The 16,917-nt window shown below is 70.1% G+C and carries 12 protein-coding genes and 1 pseudogene; 6 read left to right on the top strand and 7 right to left on the bottom strand.

Annotation, left to right across the window (positions count from 1 at the left end):
- Positions 1–18: 18 nt before the first annotated feature.
- Together AB0C75_RS31920 and AB0C75_RS31915 are read right to left on the bottom strand one after the other, a co-directional pair.
- Positions 19–885, bottom strand: a complete 867-nt coding sequence (locus AB0C75_RS31920) for a chitosanase (protein WP_362895374.1) — start codon at positions 883–885, stop codon at positions 19–21.
- 106 nt (positions 886–991) lie between these two features.
- The gene (locus tag AB0C75_RS31915) at positions 992–1,792 is read right to left on the bottom strand and encodes a chitosanase (protein WP_362895372.1); all 801 of its coding nucleotides are present in this window, start codon (positions 1,790–1,792) and stop codon (positions 992–994) included.
- 64 nt (positions 1,793–1,856) lie between these two features.
- Here AB0C75_RS31915 and AB0C75_RS31910 point away from each other — a divergent pair, with 64 nt between their 5' ends.
- On the top strand, positions 1,857–2,540 hold the full coding sequence (locus AB0C75_RS31910; protein ID WP_362895370.1) for an alpha/beta hydrolase: 684 nt from the start codon (positions 1,857–1,859) through the stop codon (positions 2,538–2,540).
- A 40-nt stretch (positions 2,541–2,580) separates the two neighbouring features.
- Here AB0C75_RS31910 and AB0C75_RS31905 read toward each other — a convergent pair whose 3' ends face one another.
- Positions 2,581–3,204 carry a TIGR03086 family metal-binding protein gene (locus tag AB0C75_RS31905; protein WP_362895368.1) on the bottom strand — a complete coding sequence of 208 codons (624 nt, stop codon included), beginning with the start codon at positions 3,202–3,204 and terminating at the stop codon, positions 2,581–2,583.
- Positions 3,205–3,644: 440 nt separating this feature from the next.
- Here AB0C75_RS31905 and murJ point away from each other — a divergent pair, with 440 nt between their 5' ends.
- Together murJ and gntA are read left to right on the top strand one after the other, a co-directional pair.
- Entirely contained in the window at positions 3,645–5,489 is a 1,845-nt protein-coding gene (murJ, locus tag AB0C75_RS31900) for a murein biosynthesis integral membrane protein MurJ (RefSeq protein WP_362895366.1), read from the top strand.
- A gap of 257 nt (positions 5,490–5,746) precedes the next feature.
- On the top strand, positions 5,747–6,451 hold the full coding sequence (gene gntA, locus AB0C75_RS31895; RefSeq protein WP_362895364.1) for a guanitoxin biosynthesis heme-dependent pre-guanitoxin N-hydroxylase GntA: 705 nt from the start codon (positions 5,747–5,749) through the stop codon (positions 6,449–6,451).
- Positions 6,452–6,644: 193 nt separating this feature from the next.
- Here the strand turns inward: gntA and AB0C75_RS31890 are convergent, their stop codons facing one another.
- Positions 6,645–6,851 (bottom strand): DUF397 domain-containing protein, encoded by a 207-nt coding sequence (locus AB0C75_RS31890; RefSeq protein ID WP_362895362.1) that lies wholly within the window; start codon positions 6,849–6,851, stop codon positions 6,645–6,647.
- Positions 6,848–7,045 (bottom strand): annotated as a pseudogene (locus AB0C75_RS31885) (Scr1 family TA system antitoxin-like transcriptional regulator); the annotation flags it as partial. The gene AB0C75_RS31890 and the pseudogene AB0C75_RS31885, both read right to left, overlap by 4 nt.
- A 553-nt stretch (positions 7,046–7,598) precedes the next feature.
- Here AB0C75_RS31885 and AB0C75_RS31880 point away from each other — a divergent pair.
- Complete coding sequence (locus AB0C75_RS31880; protein WP_362895360.1) at positions 7,599–11,066, top strand: DEAD/DEAH box helicase; 3,468 nt, start codon at positions 7,599–7,601, stop codon at positions 11,064–11,066.
- A gap of 12 nt (positions 11,067–11,078) precedes the next feature.
- On the opposite strand, the gene AB0C75_RS31875 is transcribed toward AB0C75_RS31880, so the two are convergent.
- Both AB0C75_RS31875 and AB0C75_RS31870 read right to left on the bottom strand, forming a co-directional pair.
- Complete coding sequence (locus tag AB0C75_RS31875) at positions 11,079–12,881, bottom strand: zeta toxin family protein (RefSeq protein WP_362895358.1); 1,803 nt, start codon at positions 12,879–12,881, stop codon at positions 11,079–11,081.
- A 33-nt stretch (positions 12,882–12,914) separates the two neighbouring features.
- Positions 12,915–13,169, bottom strand: coding sequence for a hypothetical protein (locus AB0C75_RS31870; protein WP_362895357.1), 255 nt, complete (start codon positions 13,167–13,169; stop codon positions 12,915–12,917).
- A gap of 125 nt (positions 13,170–13,294) precedes the next feature.
- Between AB0C75_RS31870 and AB0C75_RS31865 the strand changes: the two genes are divergently transcribed.
- Positions 13,295–14,119: a GntR family transcriptional regulator gene (locus tag AB0C75_RS31865; RefSeq protein ID WP_362895355.1), complete on the top strand. Its 825-nt coding sequence runs from the start codon at positions 13,295–13,297 to the stop codon at positions 14,117–14,119.
- An 82-nt stretch (positions 14,120–14,201) separates the two neighbouring features.
- On the top strand, positions 14,202–16,904 hold the full coding sequence (locus tag AB0C75_RS31860; protein ID WP_362895353.1) for an ATP/GTP-binding protein: 2,703 nt from the start codon (positions 14,202–14,204) through the stop codon (positions 16,902–16,904).
- Positions 16,905–16,917 lie beyond the last annotated feature (13 nt).

Below are 16,917 nucleotides of genomic sequence, written 5' to 3'. Positions count from 1 at the left end.
ACCTGCGTACGGGTGGTGTCAGCCGATGTGGAAACTCTGGCCGTACACCTGCCAGTCCAGCGGCGGATCCAGATTCAGATTGCCGTCCCGCAGGAACACCCGCTGTGCCGTGTCCACCCGGCTGGTGTCCGAGTGGGCCTCTTCCTGCTCCATCGCCCAGACCCGTGCGTCGAGGAACGCGTCGATGTAGGCCGTCTCGTCACCGCCCTGCGAGGGCGGGCCCGCCTCGGCCAGCGCCCGCTGCCGGATCGCGCCGAAGCTCGTGCTGTCGCCGCCGCCGCCGTGCATCACGATGGCGTCGTAGTACGCGAACTGGCCGAGTGTGCCGAGTCCGTCGTCCTTGCCCTGGCGGACCGCCGGGTCGAAGTACACCCGGTCGCGCTCGTCCTGCTGCGCCTGCTGGAACCCGGGGTCGGAAGCGGCCTCGGCCCAGTGACCGGTGAAGCCGGGGTCCAGGCCCTCGTGCGAATCGGTGCCGTCCACCGCTCGCAGGGCGGGCAGGTACGCCGCCAGGACGTTGCCCGGCTGCCGCTCGGTGTACAGCTCCACCAGGGCGAGCATGTCCCCGGTGCCGGAGCAGAATCCGATGATGCCGGCGGTGTAGCCGCGGCCGTCGCCGATGTCCTCGATGTAGCCGTACTGGGACTTCCAGTCCTGCGTGGAGTTCTCCGCGCTGGAGACCAGCTGCATCGCGATGTCCTTCTTCGCGGGATCGTCGAGACCGGTCGCGGCTGCCTCCAGGTGTGCGGCCGGCGGCGTGGGGGCGCCGGCGTGTGCGGTGGCCGGAATCGCCGTGAACGCCAGCCCGATGGCCAACGCGGCGACTTGGACGGTACGGATGAGTCGGGTGGTGCGACGTGAGGTGCTGTTGTGGGGGTAAGGCACCGGTCCTCCCAGGGGAGTTCGTCGTTCCGATGTTCTGTTAGGAAGCTTTCCTATCAGAGTTCGGGACGGCCGGTAACCCCTTGGAAGCCGGTTGCGCGAAGGCCGTTCAGTCCCCGGTGATGCGGAAGCTCTCCCCGTAGACCTTCCACGCCAGCGGGGTCTCCAGCTGAAGCTTCCCCTCGCGTACGAAGACGCGTTGGGCGGTTTCCACCCGGCTGGTGTCGCTGTGCGAGGGCTCCTCGTGGAGCGCGGCCACCCGGGCGTCCAGGAAGGCGTTCAGATACGTCTCCTCGTCGCCGCCGTCGGACGGCGGATCGGCCTCCGCGACGGCGTCGGCGCGTATGGTCCTGAAGCCGACCGTGCCCTCGGCGTCGGCGTACCCGTGCATCACGTACGCGTCGTAGTAGATGAACTGCCCCAGGGCGCTGAGCCCGTCGGCCTCGGCGCGCTCGACCGCCGGATCGAAGTACTCGCTGTCGCGCTCCGCGTCCTGCGCCGCCCTGAGGTCCGGGTCCTTCGACGCCTTCGCCCAGGCATCGGTGAAGGCGTCGCCGAGCCCCTCGTGCGAGTCGCTGCCGTTCACCGCGCGCAGCGCCGGCAGGAATGCCGCGAGCGCGTTCTCCGGGTTCTTGTCCGTGTAGCGCTCGACGACCTCCAGCAGGTCGCCGGTGCCGGAGCAGAATCCGATGATGCCGGCGGTGTAGCCGCGGCCGTCGCCGATGTCCTCGATGTAGCCGTACTGGGACTTCCAGTCGAGCGTGGAGTTCTCCGCGCTGGAGACCAGTCGCATCGCGATGTCCTTCTTCGCGGGGTCGCCGAGCCCCTTCTCGGGTCCGGCCCCGGACCCGGAGCAGCCGGTCAGGGCGAGCGCCGCGAGGGCGGCGAGGGCGAGACGTGTGTGCTTCACGCGTCAAGCGTGCCAGGTCGGGGGGCGGCGCCGACGTGGGTGTGGCGCCTGTAGCGTGCTCATCATGGAAGATCAGTCTGTTGTGGATGTCGGCGATGTACGGCTGGCGTACCGGACCTGGGGAGACCCCTTCGGTTCGCCCGTCGTCCTCCTGCACGGCCTCGGCGGCTCGTCCCGGAGCTGGGAGGCGGTGGGCGCCCTGCTCGGCGAGGAGTGGCGGGTGTACGCCATCGACATGCGCGGGCACGGCGAGAGCGACTGGCCCGACGAGTACGCCTTCGAGCAGATGCGGGACGACGTCCTGGAGTTCCTCGACGCCTGCGAGCTCGACCGGGTCGGCCTCGTCGGCCACTCGATGGGCGGAGTGGTCGCCTATCTGCTCGCCGAGGAGCACGCGGACCGGGTGGAACGCCTGGTCCTGGTCGAGACCCCGCCGCCGTTCCCCGGGCAGCTGGTGGCCGACGGCCACCCCGCAGGACCGGTGGACTACGACGAGAACGCCGTGCCCGCCGTCCGGGCCCAGGTCGCCGACCCCGACCCCGGCTGGGAGCAGGAGCTCGGGCAGATCGTCGCGCCGACGCTGATGATCGCGGGGGGGCCGGAGAGCAGCATGCCGCAGGCGCGGCTGGCGGACATGGCCTCGCTGATCCCCGACTGCCGGCTGCTCACCCTGGGCGGCGGCCACCACCCGCACCAGAAGCACGCGGACCAGGTGGCCCAGCAGATCACCGAGTTCTTCACCAGCTGAGCGCGCCCGGCCTCCCGGGTGGCGGCGGGTCGCGCTGCCGTCAGTCGCCCGGTCGCCAGTCGGGCCGGCGCCCGCTGAGCGCGATCACCCGGTCGACCAGTGGTGCGTCGGCCAGGACAGGCACCGGCGGGCCGAAGATCGCTTCGGGCCCGGAGGGGTCGTCGTCGTCCCCGGGCGTCAGCATCGCCTCGGACGCGTGCAGACTCTCCTCGTCCGCCCGGAACTCCTGCCCCGTCGCCCTGGCCAGGTCCCAGCCGTGCACGACCAGCTCGTTCCGTGCGACCATCCCCGCGACCCTGCCGGGCAGATCGATGCCCCCGGCCCGGGTCATGCCCTCCAGCGCGGCCGGGGAGCGCCAGGCCTCGACCAGCTCGTCCAGCAGGGGGCCGAGCGTCGTGCGCCAGTCGTCGGGCAGCACCGGCAGGGCCGAGTCCGGAGGGGTGTCGGTCGTCGGGCCGGTCCTCTTGCGCGCCGCGTCACGGAAGGCGGCGGTCAGTCCCAGTACATGCCCGAGCAGCTCGCGTACCGCGTAGTCGGGACAGGGGGTCGGGCCGTCCAGCTGCCGGTCGTCGATGGAGCCGGCCAGTTCGAGGATCTGCCGCGCCGGCGGTCCGAGATCGACGCCGGATGGGGTTCCGTCAGCGGTTCTGTCGTTCGTTTCCATGTCTTTGTGACCGCTTCCGCGCCCGGAACTCATCGCGACATCGCGAACCCTTCGATCCGTCCCCTTGCCGGCGACCCCACCCGCATGGCATATAGATCTGGACCATTGCCGTCGGATGGAAGGCATCACCGCGCAACGCCCCCGCGCACGCACCGCGTTGACCTGTTCCGCCGCGCTGCTCCTCGCCGCGCTCACCGCCTGCGGCGGACGGTGTGCTGAGGAGCCTCAGTCTCAGCGGCACCGAGGGCGACCCCGTCCGCGGGGCATCCGTGACTCCGTGGAGGACTGTGCGGGAGCGGCGACCGCACCCGAATCGCACGCCAGTACGCTGATGGCCTGAGGTCGCGCACGGGTGGCCCCAGCGGTGAAACCCCCTGTCCACGACGCGCCGCGGTGCGCGGGACACGGCCGGGATCGCCGACGCACGGTGGGGGAGAAGCATGGGCGCGCCGAACGACCCGACGGACGGTACCCGGGGGCCGACGGGCGGGGGACCGGCCGAGGAGACGATGGCTCTGCGCGTCGCCCCCGACGACACGATGCGACTGCGTCTCGCCCCCGAGGACACGATGGTCCTGCGCCTCCCGGCCGGCGGCGTGCCCGCTCCCGCTCCCGCCCCCGCCTCGGAGGCCCCGGCGAAGCCGTCCGGGGGGCCCAGGAGCCTGCTCAAGTCCAGTGCCGTGATGGCGGCCGGCACGATCGTCTCCCGCATCACCGGCTTCCTGCGCACCCTCGTCATGGCGGCGGCGATCGGTGTGGGAACGCTCAACGACTCCTACCAGGTGGCCAACGTGCTGCCCACGATGATCTACGTCCTGGTCGGCGGCGGGGCGCTCAACGCCGTCTTCGTCCCCCAGCTCGTGCGGGCCATGAAGAAGGACGACGACGGGGGAGAGGCCTACGCCAACCGGCTGCTGACCCTGGTGATGGTCGCCCTGGCGGGCGTCACGGTCGTCTGTGTGCTCGCCGCCCCGCTGCTGGTGCACATGATGTCCCCGGACATCGCCTCCGACCCGCAGCGCATGGCGGTCACGGTGGCCTTCGCCCGGTACTGCCTGCCCACCCTGTTCTTCATGGGCGCCCATGTGGTCCTCGGCCAGATCCTCAACGCCCGCGAACGCTTCGGCGCGATGATGTGGACGCCGGTGCTCAACAACCTCGTGATCATCGCCTCGTTCGGCGGTTTCGTCTGGGCCTTCGGCAGCTTCACCGAATCCTCGGTCAGCCCCGCGACCGTCACCCCCGAGGGCGTACGGCTTCTGGGGCTCGGCACCCTGCTGGGACTCACCGTGCAGGCGCTGGCCATGCTGCCGTACCTGCGCGATGCGGGCTTCCGGCTGCGTCCGCGGTTCGACTTCAGGGGCCATGGCCTCGGCAAGGCCATGGGCCTGGCCAAGTGGACGCTTCTCTTCGTGCTCGTCAACCAGCTCGGCATGATCGTCGTGACCCAGCTGGCCACCGAGGCCGGCTCACTCGCCGAGGACGCGGGGCACACGGGCTCGGGGATCACGGCCTACAACTACGCGCTGCTGCTCTGGCAGATGCCGCAGGCCATCATCACCGTCTCGGTGATGACCGCGGCCCTGCCCCGGATCTCCCGCGCCGCCCAGGACGACGACAAGGCGGCGATCAGGGAGGACATCTCGTACGGCCTGAGAACCTCGGCCGTCGCCATCGTGCCCTGCGCGTTCGCGTTCCTTGCCCTGGGCGTCCCCATGGCCACCCTGCTCTACGCGGGCTCCGGCGCCGAGGGGGCCCGCGGCATCGGGTTCGTCCTGATGGCCTTCGGCCTGGGGCTCATCCCCTACTCCGTCCAGTACGTCGTCCTGCGTGGCTTCTACGCCTACGAGGACACCCGCACCCCCTTCTACAACACCGTGGTCGTCGCCCTGGTCAACGCCGCAGGATCCGCGCTGTGCTTCGTCGTCCTCAGCCCCCGCTGGGCGGTCGCCGGCATGGCCGCCTCGTACGGCCTCGCCTACGGGGTCGGGGTCGGCATCGCCTGGCGCCGCCTGCGCAAGCGGCTCGGCGGCGACCTGGACGGCCGCCGCGTCCTCGGCACCTACGCCCGTCTGGTCGCGGCTGCCGTGCCCGCCGCAGCGGCCGGCGGCGGCGTGGCGTACGCGGTGACCACGACCCTCGGCAGCGGCGCCGCGGGCTCACTCGCGTCCCTGCTGGCGGGCGGCCTCGTCCTGCTCGGCGTCTTCCTGGCCGTCGCCCACTTCCTGCGCCTCCCGGAGGTCAGCGCCCTGACCGCGATGGTGCGGGGCCGCATCGGGCGCTGAACACGCTGCGGAGTTCCCTGCTGCTCCTGACCCTGGGTGACGGGGTCAGGGCCGATTTTCGCTGATGGGCATCCGTCCCCCACAATCAGAAAGCGATCTTCCCCTCGTGAGGCCACGGGCCCAGTCATGCCCGCTTCAGGCCGTCACCGCCGCACAGCCCGCAGGACCGGGCGAGGCAGGCACGGGGGCGGTCGCCATCGGAAGCACGCAGGAACGATCTCGGTCGAGGAGGCACGTAGTTGCAAGGAAGGCTGGCCATGACGGTGGATGCGCGCGGCGAAGTCGAGGAGTTCATCCTGGGGGATCGGTTCTCCTGCCTGGCGGGCAGGTCCGCCTGGCGACGCGGCGGTATCGCCCATCGGCACTACGACCTCCTCGGGGGTGAGGAGTCCGCCCGGCTGATGGCGTACGACCTTGCCGAGTTCGTGGAATCGGCGGACTGGAGCGCCCGGACGTTCAGCAGTTTCGTCGCGACCTTCGAGCAGCCTCGCGGAGTGGACGAGCTGCGGTTCGAGGAACTCCTCTGGCAACAACTGCAGTTGCTGCACGAACAGGACGCGCGAACACACCGATGGGCCGACGGCTACTCCTCGGACGCCGGGTCGGGGGAGTTCGCGTACAGCGTCGCAGGCCACCCCTTCTTCGTGATAGGTCTGCACGAGACCCACCGCAGGTGGGGCCGGCGGCCACCGTTCCCGATGCTGGCCTTCAACTCGCACGAGCAGTTCGACCGGATCAAGGGCGTCGGGATGTGGGACCGGCTGGCGGACAAGATCCGTAAGCAGGACATCAAACTGCAGGGTGACATCAACCCCAACCTGCACGAGCACGAAGAGCTCTCCGAAGCCCGCCGCTACTCCGGCCGCCCCAAGCCGGCCGACTGGGAGTGCCCCTTCGCCGCCCGCGCGCCGGAGGCGCAACAGCAGGAGCGGGAGCTGACGGTCTCGCGCTCGGGCGCCTGAGGGACAGCGGGACGCAGCCCCGGCCCCGTGCGCTCGCGCAGTGTGTGACCGTCCGGACTGTGCGAGCGCACTCGGTGAGCGGACGAGCGGTGTGCCAAGCACGGGCTCGCGGACCCGCGGCCGAGTAGCGGAGGAGCAGTGGGGCGGGCCGGGTTGGCTCCAGGTCCGCCCCACACCACACCGCCGTACGTGCTCAGCGCTGCGCGGCGAAGTCTACGAATGTGGTCCAGCCTCCAGGTGCGAAGGCCAGCGCGGGGCCCGTCCTGGCCTTGGAATCCCGGACATGGACGATGCTGGGCGAGGTGGCCACCTCGATGCACTGCCCGCCCTCGCCGCTGCTGTAACTGCTCTTGTGCCAAGCGGAATCGGGCAGAGGGGGCACAGGTTCCTCGACGTTCATGTCTCTCCCAGCAGCTTCTCTACGAGGTTCAGCGATTCACGCGGTGTGAGCGCTTGGGCTCTGAGGAGACCGTACTGTTCGTCGAACTCTCGGACCACCCTTCGCTCTGTGTAGAGGCGGCTGTCCTTGTGTACCTCCACGTAGGCGATCCTGCGCTCTTCCTTGGTCTCGATCAAGGTGAAGGCTCCAGCCATTCCCGTACTCATGTTCCGCCTGCTGTCGCTGCTCATCCATGTCACACGCCTCCCGTTACCGTCCCGCGTCGCCACGCCCACTCCCACACCCGTGGATCGGCCAACTCCGCCCACCCGGGCCGGTCACGCACCGTCTTGCGTACAGCCCGCACGCGGACGCGTACAACATGGACTCACCGGCGCGTCCCTCCTGGTCAACGGTATGCACGCGCCGAGGTCGTCTGCCGGCTGAAGTGAGCAGTTCCCCCGGACGTGCTCACCAGGTTGACGCCCGGCGGGGAGCGTGAGGAGTGAATGACTCGACCTGTCCCTCGACAAGCATGTAATCCGGTCCATCCAGGGCGGGTTGCACATTCAACGACCAGCCGCCGTCGGCTCGAAGCAATGCCTGGTCCAGCTCGGATCCTGACGGCTGTCCGGCTCTCCATTCGTTGCCGACGCCGCAGCTGACACCGACCCGGAGGTCGCATATGCGCCAACGTCCACCCTGCACCGCTCCTGGAGCTGACTAGGGTGATCGTTCCTGGCGGACCGGAACGAGGGGGCGGGCCGTATGGCGGCGAGTGGTGAGCGGCGGCGGAGGGCGGACATCGTGCGCTACTGGCGCGCGGTGGAGATGTTCAGCCCGCAGAAGGTGGAGAAGACCTCGCCGCCGAAAGGCGTGTACCCCGTGGAATCCGGGCGCCCGCTGCCGTGGGAGGACGGGCATCCTGTACGGCGGCGGAGCCCGGGCCGGAACATGGTCAGGCAGCACACCGTCTACTGCGGGGTATACCCGGTCGCCTCCGTCCGCGACGTCCTGCTCGATGTCTTCGGTGGCAGCGAGGAGGACCACGACGGCCGAGTGGACGGTGACAGTGCTCTACTTGCCTTCGAGGTCACGGACGATGGGCTGCTGGTCCAGGACTCCATCACTTTCTCCGCCTGCGCCTGGGCGACGGGGCGCAGCCGAAAGCCCGGCCCGGGCGCCCAAGGCTGGCTCGACGGCTTCGAGACGGAAGCCGACGCGTGCGAAGGCGTTGTGCTGGGCGTCGGCGACGGCAAGGTGACCATCGCGGACACGGCGTCGGGGCGGCGGCAGCGGCCATTCGCGGGGTTGCTCTGTGAGATCACGGTCGGCGCGGTCGGCGGCGCCCTGAACGCCGCGCTCGGACCGGTGCTCGGCGACCTGGCGGTCGGTGCCGTCAATGGCGCCGTCGATGCCGTGGCCAACAGTGACGCCATACGTTCTACCGGCCGACAGGACGACGGTTCGTCGGACGACAGCCCGCTGGACGAGGGTGCAGCAGACGCGGAGGGCGACGACGAAGGGCCGCCTCGGCTCGGCGAGAAGCCGCTGACTGTTCGCGACCTTTCGGCCGTCACCCGCTGGGTCGCGGAGCAGTTCGGCGTCACCGACGACCTGCGGCCGGAGACGATTCGGGTCCAGTGCAAGTCGGTGGCCCGGCGGAAGGCCGGCCGGTCGGGAGGGTCGGATTTCCTGAACAGCTTCATCGCGGCGGACCTCGACCTCGTCGCGGGCGGCCTCGGCAAGGACGATCCGGGGCCTGCGCTGCGGGACTACCTGACCGCCTCGACCGCGCTGCGCGGCCGTGCGCGCGTCGACCTCAAGCACGAACCCGGAGCGGTGCTCGCCGGCGTGCAGCCGGCCGACTTCCCGCTCGGGCGCTGGCCCGCGAGGACGGAGCACCCGCTGGTGCTGAGCCAGCAGTTCGCAGTGAACCGGATCATGGAGCAACTCGCCGACACCGACGGCCTGTACGCGGTGAACGGCCCGCCCGGCACGGGCAAGACCACACAGCTCCGGGACCTCATCGCCTCCGTGCTGGTCATGAGGGCCGAGAAGCTGTCCGAACTCCGGCGGCCCGAAGACGCGTTCACCGGCCAGCCGCACCGCTGGAGCACCGGAACCTACCAGCGTTCCGTTGCCTCGCTCAGACCGGAGCTGACGGGTTTCGAGATGGTGATCGCCTCGGCCAACAACGGCGCCGTCGAGAACGTCTCCAAAGAGATTCCGGCGCTCGAATCCGTTGCGGCGGAATGGCAGGAGGCGGCGTCCTTCTTCCCGGAACAAGGTCGCCTTCTTCTTGACGGCGCACCGTCGTGGGGAACCCTCGCCGCAAAGCTCGGCAACAAGGGGAACCGTTCGGATTTCCGCAACAAGTACTGGTTCGGCCCGCCGCGCGAGGAGCGGACCGAGCGCGGCGAGGGCATGCGGGACGTCCTGAAGTCGGCTGCTTCGCGCGGCTTCGACCTGATGGGGTGGCGGGAGTACGTCGTGCGTTTCCGGGACGCTCGGCAGGCGGTGCGGGACCTGCGGGACGAGCGTCAGCGAGCGTATGAGGCGCTTTTGGACTTCACTGGTTCGGAGGCGGCCGTCACCACCGCGCAGGAGGCGGTTCTCAGCGCTCAGAGGGATGTCGACGCACTTCGGCAACCGGCCTCGGAGGCCCGTGCGGCTCGTGGCAGAGCACAGATGGACCTCGTAGGCCCTGCGGGTCGGAGGGCGGAGCACCGTCGACACCGTCCCGGCGTGACCGCGGGCATCTTCACCCTCGGCTCGGCGCAGCGCGACTGGCAGGCGGAGGATCAGCTGCTGGCCGTGGCGGAGCAGACAGCTCGGGCCACGTACGAGGAACACACCCAGGCGGCCGCCGCGTACGACCGGGCCGAAGCTGCCCACAGGGGTGTCCTGGATGAAGCGAGGCGGGGGCTCCGGACGGCGGAAGGCCACCACGCACAACTTCGGGCCACCTTGGAGGTAGCCCTCGAACGCTGGGACACGTTCGTTCCGGGCCAGGAAGAGCGCGGCGAGCGGACGGAGGAAGATGCCAGGGAGCTCTCCTCGCCGTGGTCCGATCCGGAGTTCACCCGGGCCCGCACCCGCCTCTTTCTCGCCGCGATGGATCTGCACCGTGCGTTCATCGAAGGTGCGGCCGACCGGATGCGCAAGAACCTCGACGCCGCGATGGACGTCCTGTGCGGCGATGCCCCCAAGACCCTGAAGCCGGAGGTGGTGCTGGCGGCCTGGCAGAGCCTCTTCCTCGCTCTGCCGGTCGTCTCCACCACGTTTGCCTCGCTGGACCGGATGTTCGCCGGGCTGGGACCCCGGTCGCTGGGCTGGATGCTGATCGACGAGGCCGGCCAGGCGACCGCCCAGATGCCGGTGGGTGCCCTGTGGCGGGCGCGGAGGGGCGTCATCGTGGGCGATCCGCTGCAACTGGAGCCAGTCGTCACGCTGCCGCACACGGGGCAGCAGGCCCTCCGTCGAACCTTCGGTGTGGCCGAGGAGTGGGAACCGTCCCGCACCTCGGCACAGCGCGTCGCGGACCGGTTGAACACCTACGGCACCTGGCTGCCCGCGCCCGACGGTTCGGAGGACGACCGGGTGTGGGTGGGGTCGCCTCTGCGCGTGCACCGTCGCTGCGACGACCCGATGTTCACGATCAGCAACGAGATCGCCTACGACGGGCTCATGGTGCATGGGGTGCACCGGGACGACGACTACACGGTCGCCCGACGCGGCGTGTGGTGGCCCGTCAGCGGCGGGCGCGCATCACAGGGCAAGTGGTCGCCGGAGGAAGGGGACTGCGCCAACGTCATCGTGCACCGGCTGGTCGACCAGGGCCTGGACCCGGAGCGGGAGCTCTTCGTCGTCAGCCCGTTCCGGGATGTCGTGGCCGGACTTCGTCGCAGCCTGTGCCAGGTCGTCCCCCGCGACAGGGTGGGCACGGTGCACACGACCCAGGGGAAGGAAGCCGATGTTGTGCTGCTGGTCCTTGGCGCGGGCGGAGAGAAGGCAGGACCGCGCGTCTGGGCGGCCTCCGCGCCGAACCTGCTGAACGTCGCGGTGAGTCGTGCGCGTCGGCGGCTGTTCGTCGTGGGCGACCACGAGGCATGGCGCGGACACCAGCACTTCGATGTACTCGCACGTCGGTTGCCGTGCATTTCGGAGGCCGAGCAGGCGGCCATGAGGGAGCTGGCCCCGGCGGTGCTGGCCGGAGGGTGCCGCTGTGGATGACTGCGGCGCGGTTCACCGTCCCGCCGCGGACTCGCGCTGCCCCGCAGCTCCGTCCGTCAGCCCGCGAAGAAGGAAGCCTGGTGGCAGGAGGGGCGCCGCCAGGGCGGTGATTTCGGAGAGCTCCGAGCGGTGGCGCGGCAACGATGCCCACAACCGACGCTGCACGGTCGCGAACCGATCCGCCTCAGCATTCGTGTACGGGCGCCGGCGCTCCGCTTGCAGGACAGCCGCGGTTCTGCCTCGTCGGCTGCGTAACGCGCGAACATCCCGGTCGGTCACGGTGACGGTGTGCACGGCCGGGTGGTGATCGAGAGCCGTTGCGAGTGCGGTGAGCGCCTGATAGCACCGATCGTGCCCTTGGGGGGTGGTGAAGCGGGAGGACACGCCGCGTTCCAGGCCCAGGGCGAATCGGTGCGCGGTGCCCTGACGGCTGTCGGCCGCACGCACCGCCAGGATCAGCATCTCGACCCGGTAGCCTGCGGCGTGAAACCGTGAGGCCCCGTCCAGCAGGTCCCTGCCAGTGGCCGGCGCCGCTTCTATGACCACGTCGGATCCCCGGCGTCGGAGCCATTCCTCCGCCGCGCTCTGCCACGCCCGGTAGTCAGCCCGCAGCAAGGCCCCCGCCGCACGCGGACGTTCGGCGAGCAGCTGGGCATAGTCGGGGTGAAAGGCTCGGAAGTCGTCACTGGACACCAGAACAGCACCTGGACGCATCGCACGTCGTACCAGCGAGGAAGCCGCTGTCTTCCCGGCGCCCGGTTGTCCCACCACGTAGACCGCGACCGGTCGGCGTCGGGGTACGAGATCGCCGAGGTGGGAGGGAATGATCAGCTCTGTGAAGATGCGTCGGTGTTCCTCGGGCGGGAGCCGGGGCGAGTCCGTTGCCGGAGGTGCGGCCGGAGCGGGGGGACCGGCGCGACCTCGGCGGTGCGGAGGTGCGGCCCATCGGAGGCTGTGGCGGACGTCCTCGACAACAGCGGTCCGGCGCGCCGGGCCGGGGGCGTTGCGTGCCATGCTCCCGACGCGCCTGAGGGTGGTGCGGAAGCGCTGGGCCTCGGTGGCGGTCCATGGCCTTGTCCGCTCGGCGTCCACGGCTTGGTCAGCCTGCGGTGGACGCAGCCACCTTCCTTTGGAATCCAGCTGATTCAGGTATCGGATGCCGTTGGTTCCGATCACTGTCACCAGGTTCGCCAGGCGTTCGGCCTCGATGGTGCGCAGTACCGCGGGCAGTTCCCGGGAGCAGTGGTCGTGGTTCTGTGCCGAGACGTAGCGGCCGGCCCCGGTGGCCTGCACCTGCTGGAGATAGCGGTGCAGTACAGCCAGGCTGCTGAAGGCCTCCGGGACCGCGAGCACCGTCAGTTCGACCCGGTGGCCGGCGCTCCGGTAGGCGCCGAGCGTGGTACGGGCTTCCTCCGGATCGGCCAGAGCGGTCTCGATGACGGCGTCCAGCCGATGGCGGCGGGTGTGGTCCTCCACTTCGGCCTGCCAACGGCGTGTGTCCGGGCGCGTCCGCACTCCGGCACTGAGGTCGTCGATCGCGAGGAGTGCCGGATAGCAAGGGTGGACCTTCTTGTAGTCGTCGCTGCCGATGCGCACGGCGCCTCCGCGCTGGGAAAACGCCCGGTGCACCAGGTCCGCGCAGGTGGATTTCCCGACACCCGGCTGGCCCGCCACGAACACCGCGACCGGTGAAGTCCGCGCCGTGGCACCCCTGGTGACGGTCGGCAGGATCGTGGCGGTGAGCAGCTCGCGATGTCGCTCTTCGGTCAGCACGACGGGGACGAACTCTCGTTCGCCGCCAGACGGCCTGGTCAACCGGCCCCCCACGTCGAGACCACCGTGCGGACGTCAGCCGACAGGGGGGTCAGCGGGGCGGAGCTCGGCGCGCAGCAGCCGGGGCGCGGGGCCAGGACCGCGGCCCTGCACACTCCAGGTGTCGGCCTCGTCGAGTGCCTCCTGGACATCGACCCAGGCGTCCCCGTCACCCATCGGGTCGATGGTGCACAGGACGACTGCGCCCCGGTTGATCTCCTGGATCCGGGTGGCGCCACCCGTGAGGTCGGCGAGCCGGGCGGCGAGTGCCGTGGCACGCCCGGCGAGCACCGCATCCACTCCGCCCCTCACATCCCACCGATTACTACCTGTATCGCTAATCGATCAGCGTGCCGCTAACCGATTAGCGTGTCAAGGGTTGCAAGGAGTAGTGAGTTCTTCTCCAGGAGTAGGCAGTGCCCACTGCGGACTATCAGCGGATCGCCGAAGACCTGCGCAGGCGACTAGCGGAAGGAGAATGGTCCCCGGGTGAGCAACTGCCGGCGCGTGCCCAGCTGGCCCATGAGTACCGGACCAGTCCGGCCGCGATCCAGCGAGGCCAGGAACTGCTGATCGATACCGGAGTGCTGGAAGGGCGCAAGAGCGTCGGCGTCTTCGTCCGCGAGCCACAGGCGCGCATCGCGCTGCCCGTGCTGCTGCCGATCGTGGACGCGATCCGGCAGGCTGGGCTGACCCCGGCCGTCGAGTTCCGGTCGGACGTCAAAGTCCCGGCTCCCGAGCCGATCGCCCGGCGGTTGTCGGTCGACATCGACTCGCTGTGTGTCCGCACCCGTTACGAGTTTCTGGGCAACGCCCGCCCTCTGGCACTCGGCGAATCGTGGGAGCCGATGGCCCTTACCCATCGCACACCGGTTCTTCTGCCGGAGGATGGGCCGCTGGCCGGTGCCGGTGTGCCTCGTCGGCTGGCATCGGTCGGCGTCCGGGTCGGTCATGTCCAGGTCCGTACGCACGCCCGGCACCCGAATGACCATGAGGCGCTACGGCTCGGGATCACCCGCCGCACGCTGATCGTCAGGCTGGAGCGGACCCACCTGGCCGAGACGGGCCAGCCGGTGGAGACCGCCACGTTCCTTCTCCCGCAGACGCGTTGGGAACTGGTCTATGACGTACCGGTCCCGGCCTGCGATTTTGACGGCGACGAGCTTCGTTCACCCGGAGCTGATGGGTACGCCGCCGGGGCCAGGCAGATGAGACAGGGCGGACCGTCCCGCGGGCGGTGACGGCGTCGGCACGAAGCGAAGTGCTGCCGGCCGGGCGGACCGGCGGCCAGGGCAGGGATCGGTCGACCATCAGGGGGCTGGCGTGGCAGGTCGGGACTTCAGGACGATGTTCGGTTCCAACGACCACCGAGTGGGGTCGGACGAAGCGTTCACGAACCGGGAGGGCCAGTGGCGGGTATTCGTCAGCGCTCTGGACGGACATCTGAGGCATGTGGCCGGTCAGGGATTCGATGCCGCCGACCTGGAGGCACCGCGTCGGAATCTGCTGGTGCTGCACGGCATCGGCGGTATCGGCAAGTCGACTCTGTCACGGAGGCTGGAGGCCGCGCTGTCCAATGCCGAACACAGACCGGCCCAGTGGGGTGAACCGCCCTGGCGGGGGCCACGGATCGTGCCGGTCCGCGTCGACCTGGCGCACTCGGCCAACATCGACTTCGAGCGCGTCGTCCTCACGATCCGCCTCGCCGTCGCGGCCGCCGTCGGCAGGCCCATGCCCGCTTTCGACATCGCGCTGCGTCGCTACTGGGACCGCACGTATCCGAACCAGTCCTTGGACGAGTACCTGCGCCGTGACGGCTTGATGGCCCGCTTCGGACAGGCGCTCCCGAGCCAGATGCAGGCGGCGCTCGGAGAGGTCGCCCAAGGCCTGGCGCTGCCCGGGATGCTCGGCTCCGCCGTCGGACAGCTGACCGGGGCTCTGGTGAGAGCGTTACGCGAACACCGGCGTTCGGTGCGCGCGTTGGCCGGCTGCGCACTGCTGGCCGACGTTCTTGAGGGCGACACCGACCTTGAGGCGCTCTCGTACTACCCGCATCTGCTCGCCTGGGAGCTGGCCAGGCTGCCCGCCGGCAAGCGGATCACCCCCGTGGTGCTGCTGGACACCTTCGAAGACGTCGGGGACCGCACCCAGCGGGACAAGGAGCGGCTGTTGCAGCGCCTGGTGTGGCTCATGCCCAACGCCTTCTTCGTCGTCACCGGACGCAACCGGCTGCAGTGGGCCGACCCTGCCCTGCACGGCCAACTCGACTGGACCGGCCCGGTGGCCTGGCCCGGTCTCGCCGACCACGGCTTGCCGGCACCCCGCACCGCCGAGGCCTATCCGGACGGCGCCCGTCAGATCCTGGTCGGGGACTTCAGCGACGAGGACCGCGAGGATTACCTCACCCGCCGCCTCACGATCGACGGCCGGCCTTTGATCGACCCGACGCTGCGACGCCTGATCGCCGCGCGCTCCCACGGCCTGCCTCTGCATCTCGACCTGGCGGTCATGCGCTTCCTCGAACTCCGCCGCGCCGGCGTCACTCCGCAGCCGGCCGACCTCGACGTCGACTTTCCCGCCCTGATCGTCCGCACTTTCGCCGACCTCACTTCCGACGAGCGCAATGTCCTACGCGGGGTCAGCCTCCTGGACGCCTTCGATGTCACGCTGGCCACCGCGAGCTCCGGAACGGACCGTGACGGCCCGGTTCTGCGTCTGCTGGAGCGGCCCCTCGTCACCCACACCCCCATCGGCCTCTGGCCCTACCATCTGCACGCTCTCATCCGCTCGACCCTGCGCACCGCCGAAGACACCACCGATGACCGCTGGTCCCCGCGGGACTGGCGAAACGCGGCCGAACGTGCCCACGTCGCCCTGGGCCGGCAGTGGGCCGAGCATGACGGCCCCGGCCGCCGCGTGCTGATCGCCTGCCTACGCCAAGGCCTCGCCCTGGCCGCCGAGTTCCATCTCGATCTGCGCTGGCTGACCGAGGCGGCCTGGCAGTACGTCAGCGACTCGGTGTGGGAACCTCTCGCCGTCCCCTTGCGGGACGCCGACGGGGAGACCCGTCCCAGGACACCGGCCGATGCCCTGGCCGAACTGCTCAGCACGCTCGGCCGTCGGCAACACGAACACCGGAGCAACACGGCCGACCGGCTCGCCGCTGTCCTGGACACCCGCCTGCTGCCTGAGGAACTGGAGCACATGGCGCTCTACTACCTGGCGAAAGTGCACCGGGACCTCGGCGACTCGGCCGCCTCCCGAACAGCGATGCAACAGGTCGCCGACGGAGGAGGCCGCCGCGCCCCCGCCGCGCGCCGCGGCCTGGCCCACCTCGCTCGCCTGGCCGGCGACTTCCCCGCCGCGCTGAGCGTGGCCCGGACCTTGGGGTGGGAGGGTCGGCAGAACCGTGTGCTCGGCGACATCCACTGGCCGCACGGTGACATCACAGGAGCGGCCGATCATTACGAACGCGCGCGCAACGATGCCGAACAACGTGGAATCGCGGGAGAGCGTGCCACCTCCCAGGCACACCGCGCACTTGCACTGGCCTTCGCGGATCCCACGACCGCAGACGGCGACATCGCGCTCGCTCACGAACTGCTGGCCGACCTCACCCTCCACGCGAGCAGCCTCACCGTTCATATCGCCGTGCTCATCCGCGACGCCGGCCGAAGCACCGGCGTCGACCGCGGCACCGATATCGACGGACGCGCCCGTGCGCTGCGCACCGAGCTGGAGAGCGCCGGGCTGGCTTCCATCGGCCCCCTGCTCGAACTGGCGGTCTGCTTCCACCACGCCGTCCGCGGCGACGAGGAAAACCTTGCTGCCGCCGTCGGCCGGCTGCGTCGGCTCACCGACGAGAGCGACCAGGCTTACCTGGGCGACATCGCGTGCTTCATGGGCGACCTGCCGGTGCCACCGGACGGCAGGGCCGTCCGGTGGCTGGAGAGCGAGGAGACCGTTCGCCGACGCTGGCGCACGCTGGTCCTCAGGCGGACTGCGGGAGATCGCGGAAGCCGCTGATCCCGGCGCCGGT

The sequence above is a fragment of the Streptomyces sp. NPDC048565 genome (assembly GCF_040650935.1).
Lineage (GTDB): Bacteria > Actinomycetota > Actinomycetes > Streptomycetales > Streptomycetaceae > Streptomyces.
This window is presented reverse-complemented; position numbering and strand designations above follow the sequence as displayed.

Coding starts and splice junctions, on each gene's coding strand:
- AB0C75_RS31910 (WP_362895370.1), top strand. CDS start 1,857: ATGGAAGATCAGTCTGTTGTGGATGTCGGCGATGTACGGCTGGCGTAC.
- AB0C75_RS31905 (WP_362895368.1), bottom strand. CDS start 3,204: ATGGAAACGAACGACAGAACCGCTGACGGAACCCCATCCGGCGTCGAT.
- murJ (WP_362895366.1), top strand. CDS start 3,645: ATGGGCGCGCCGAACGACCCGACGGACGGTACCCGGGGGCCGACGGGC.
- gntA (WP_362895364.1), top strand. CDS start 5,747: ATGACGGTGGATGCGCGCGGCGAAGTCGAGGAGTTCATCCTGGGGGAT.
- AB0C75_RS31890 (WP_362895362.1), bottom strand. CDS start 6,851: ATGAACGTCGAGGAACCTGTGCCCCCTCTGCCCGATTCCGCTTGGCAC.
- AB0C75_RS31880 (WP_362895360.1), top strand. CDS start 7,599: ATGGCGGCGAGTGGTGAGCGGCGGCGGAGGGCGGACATCGTGCGCTAC.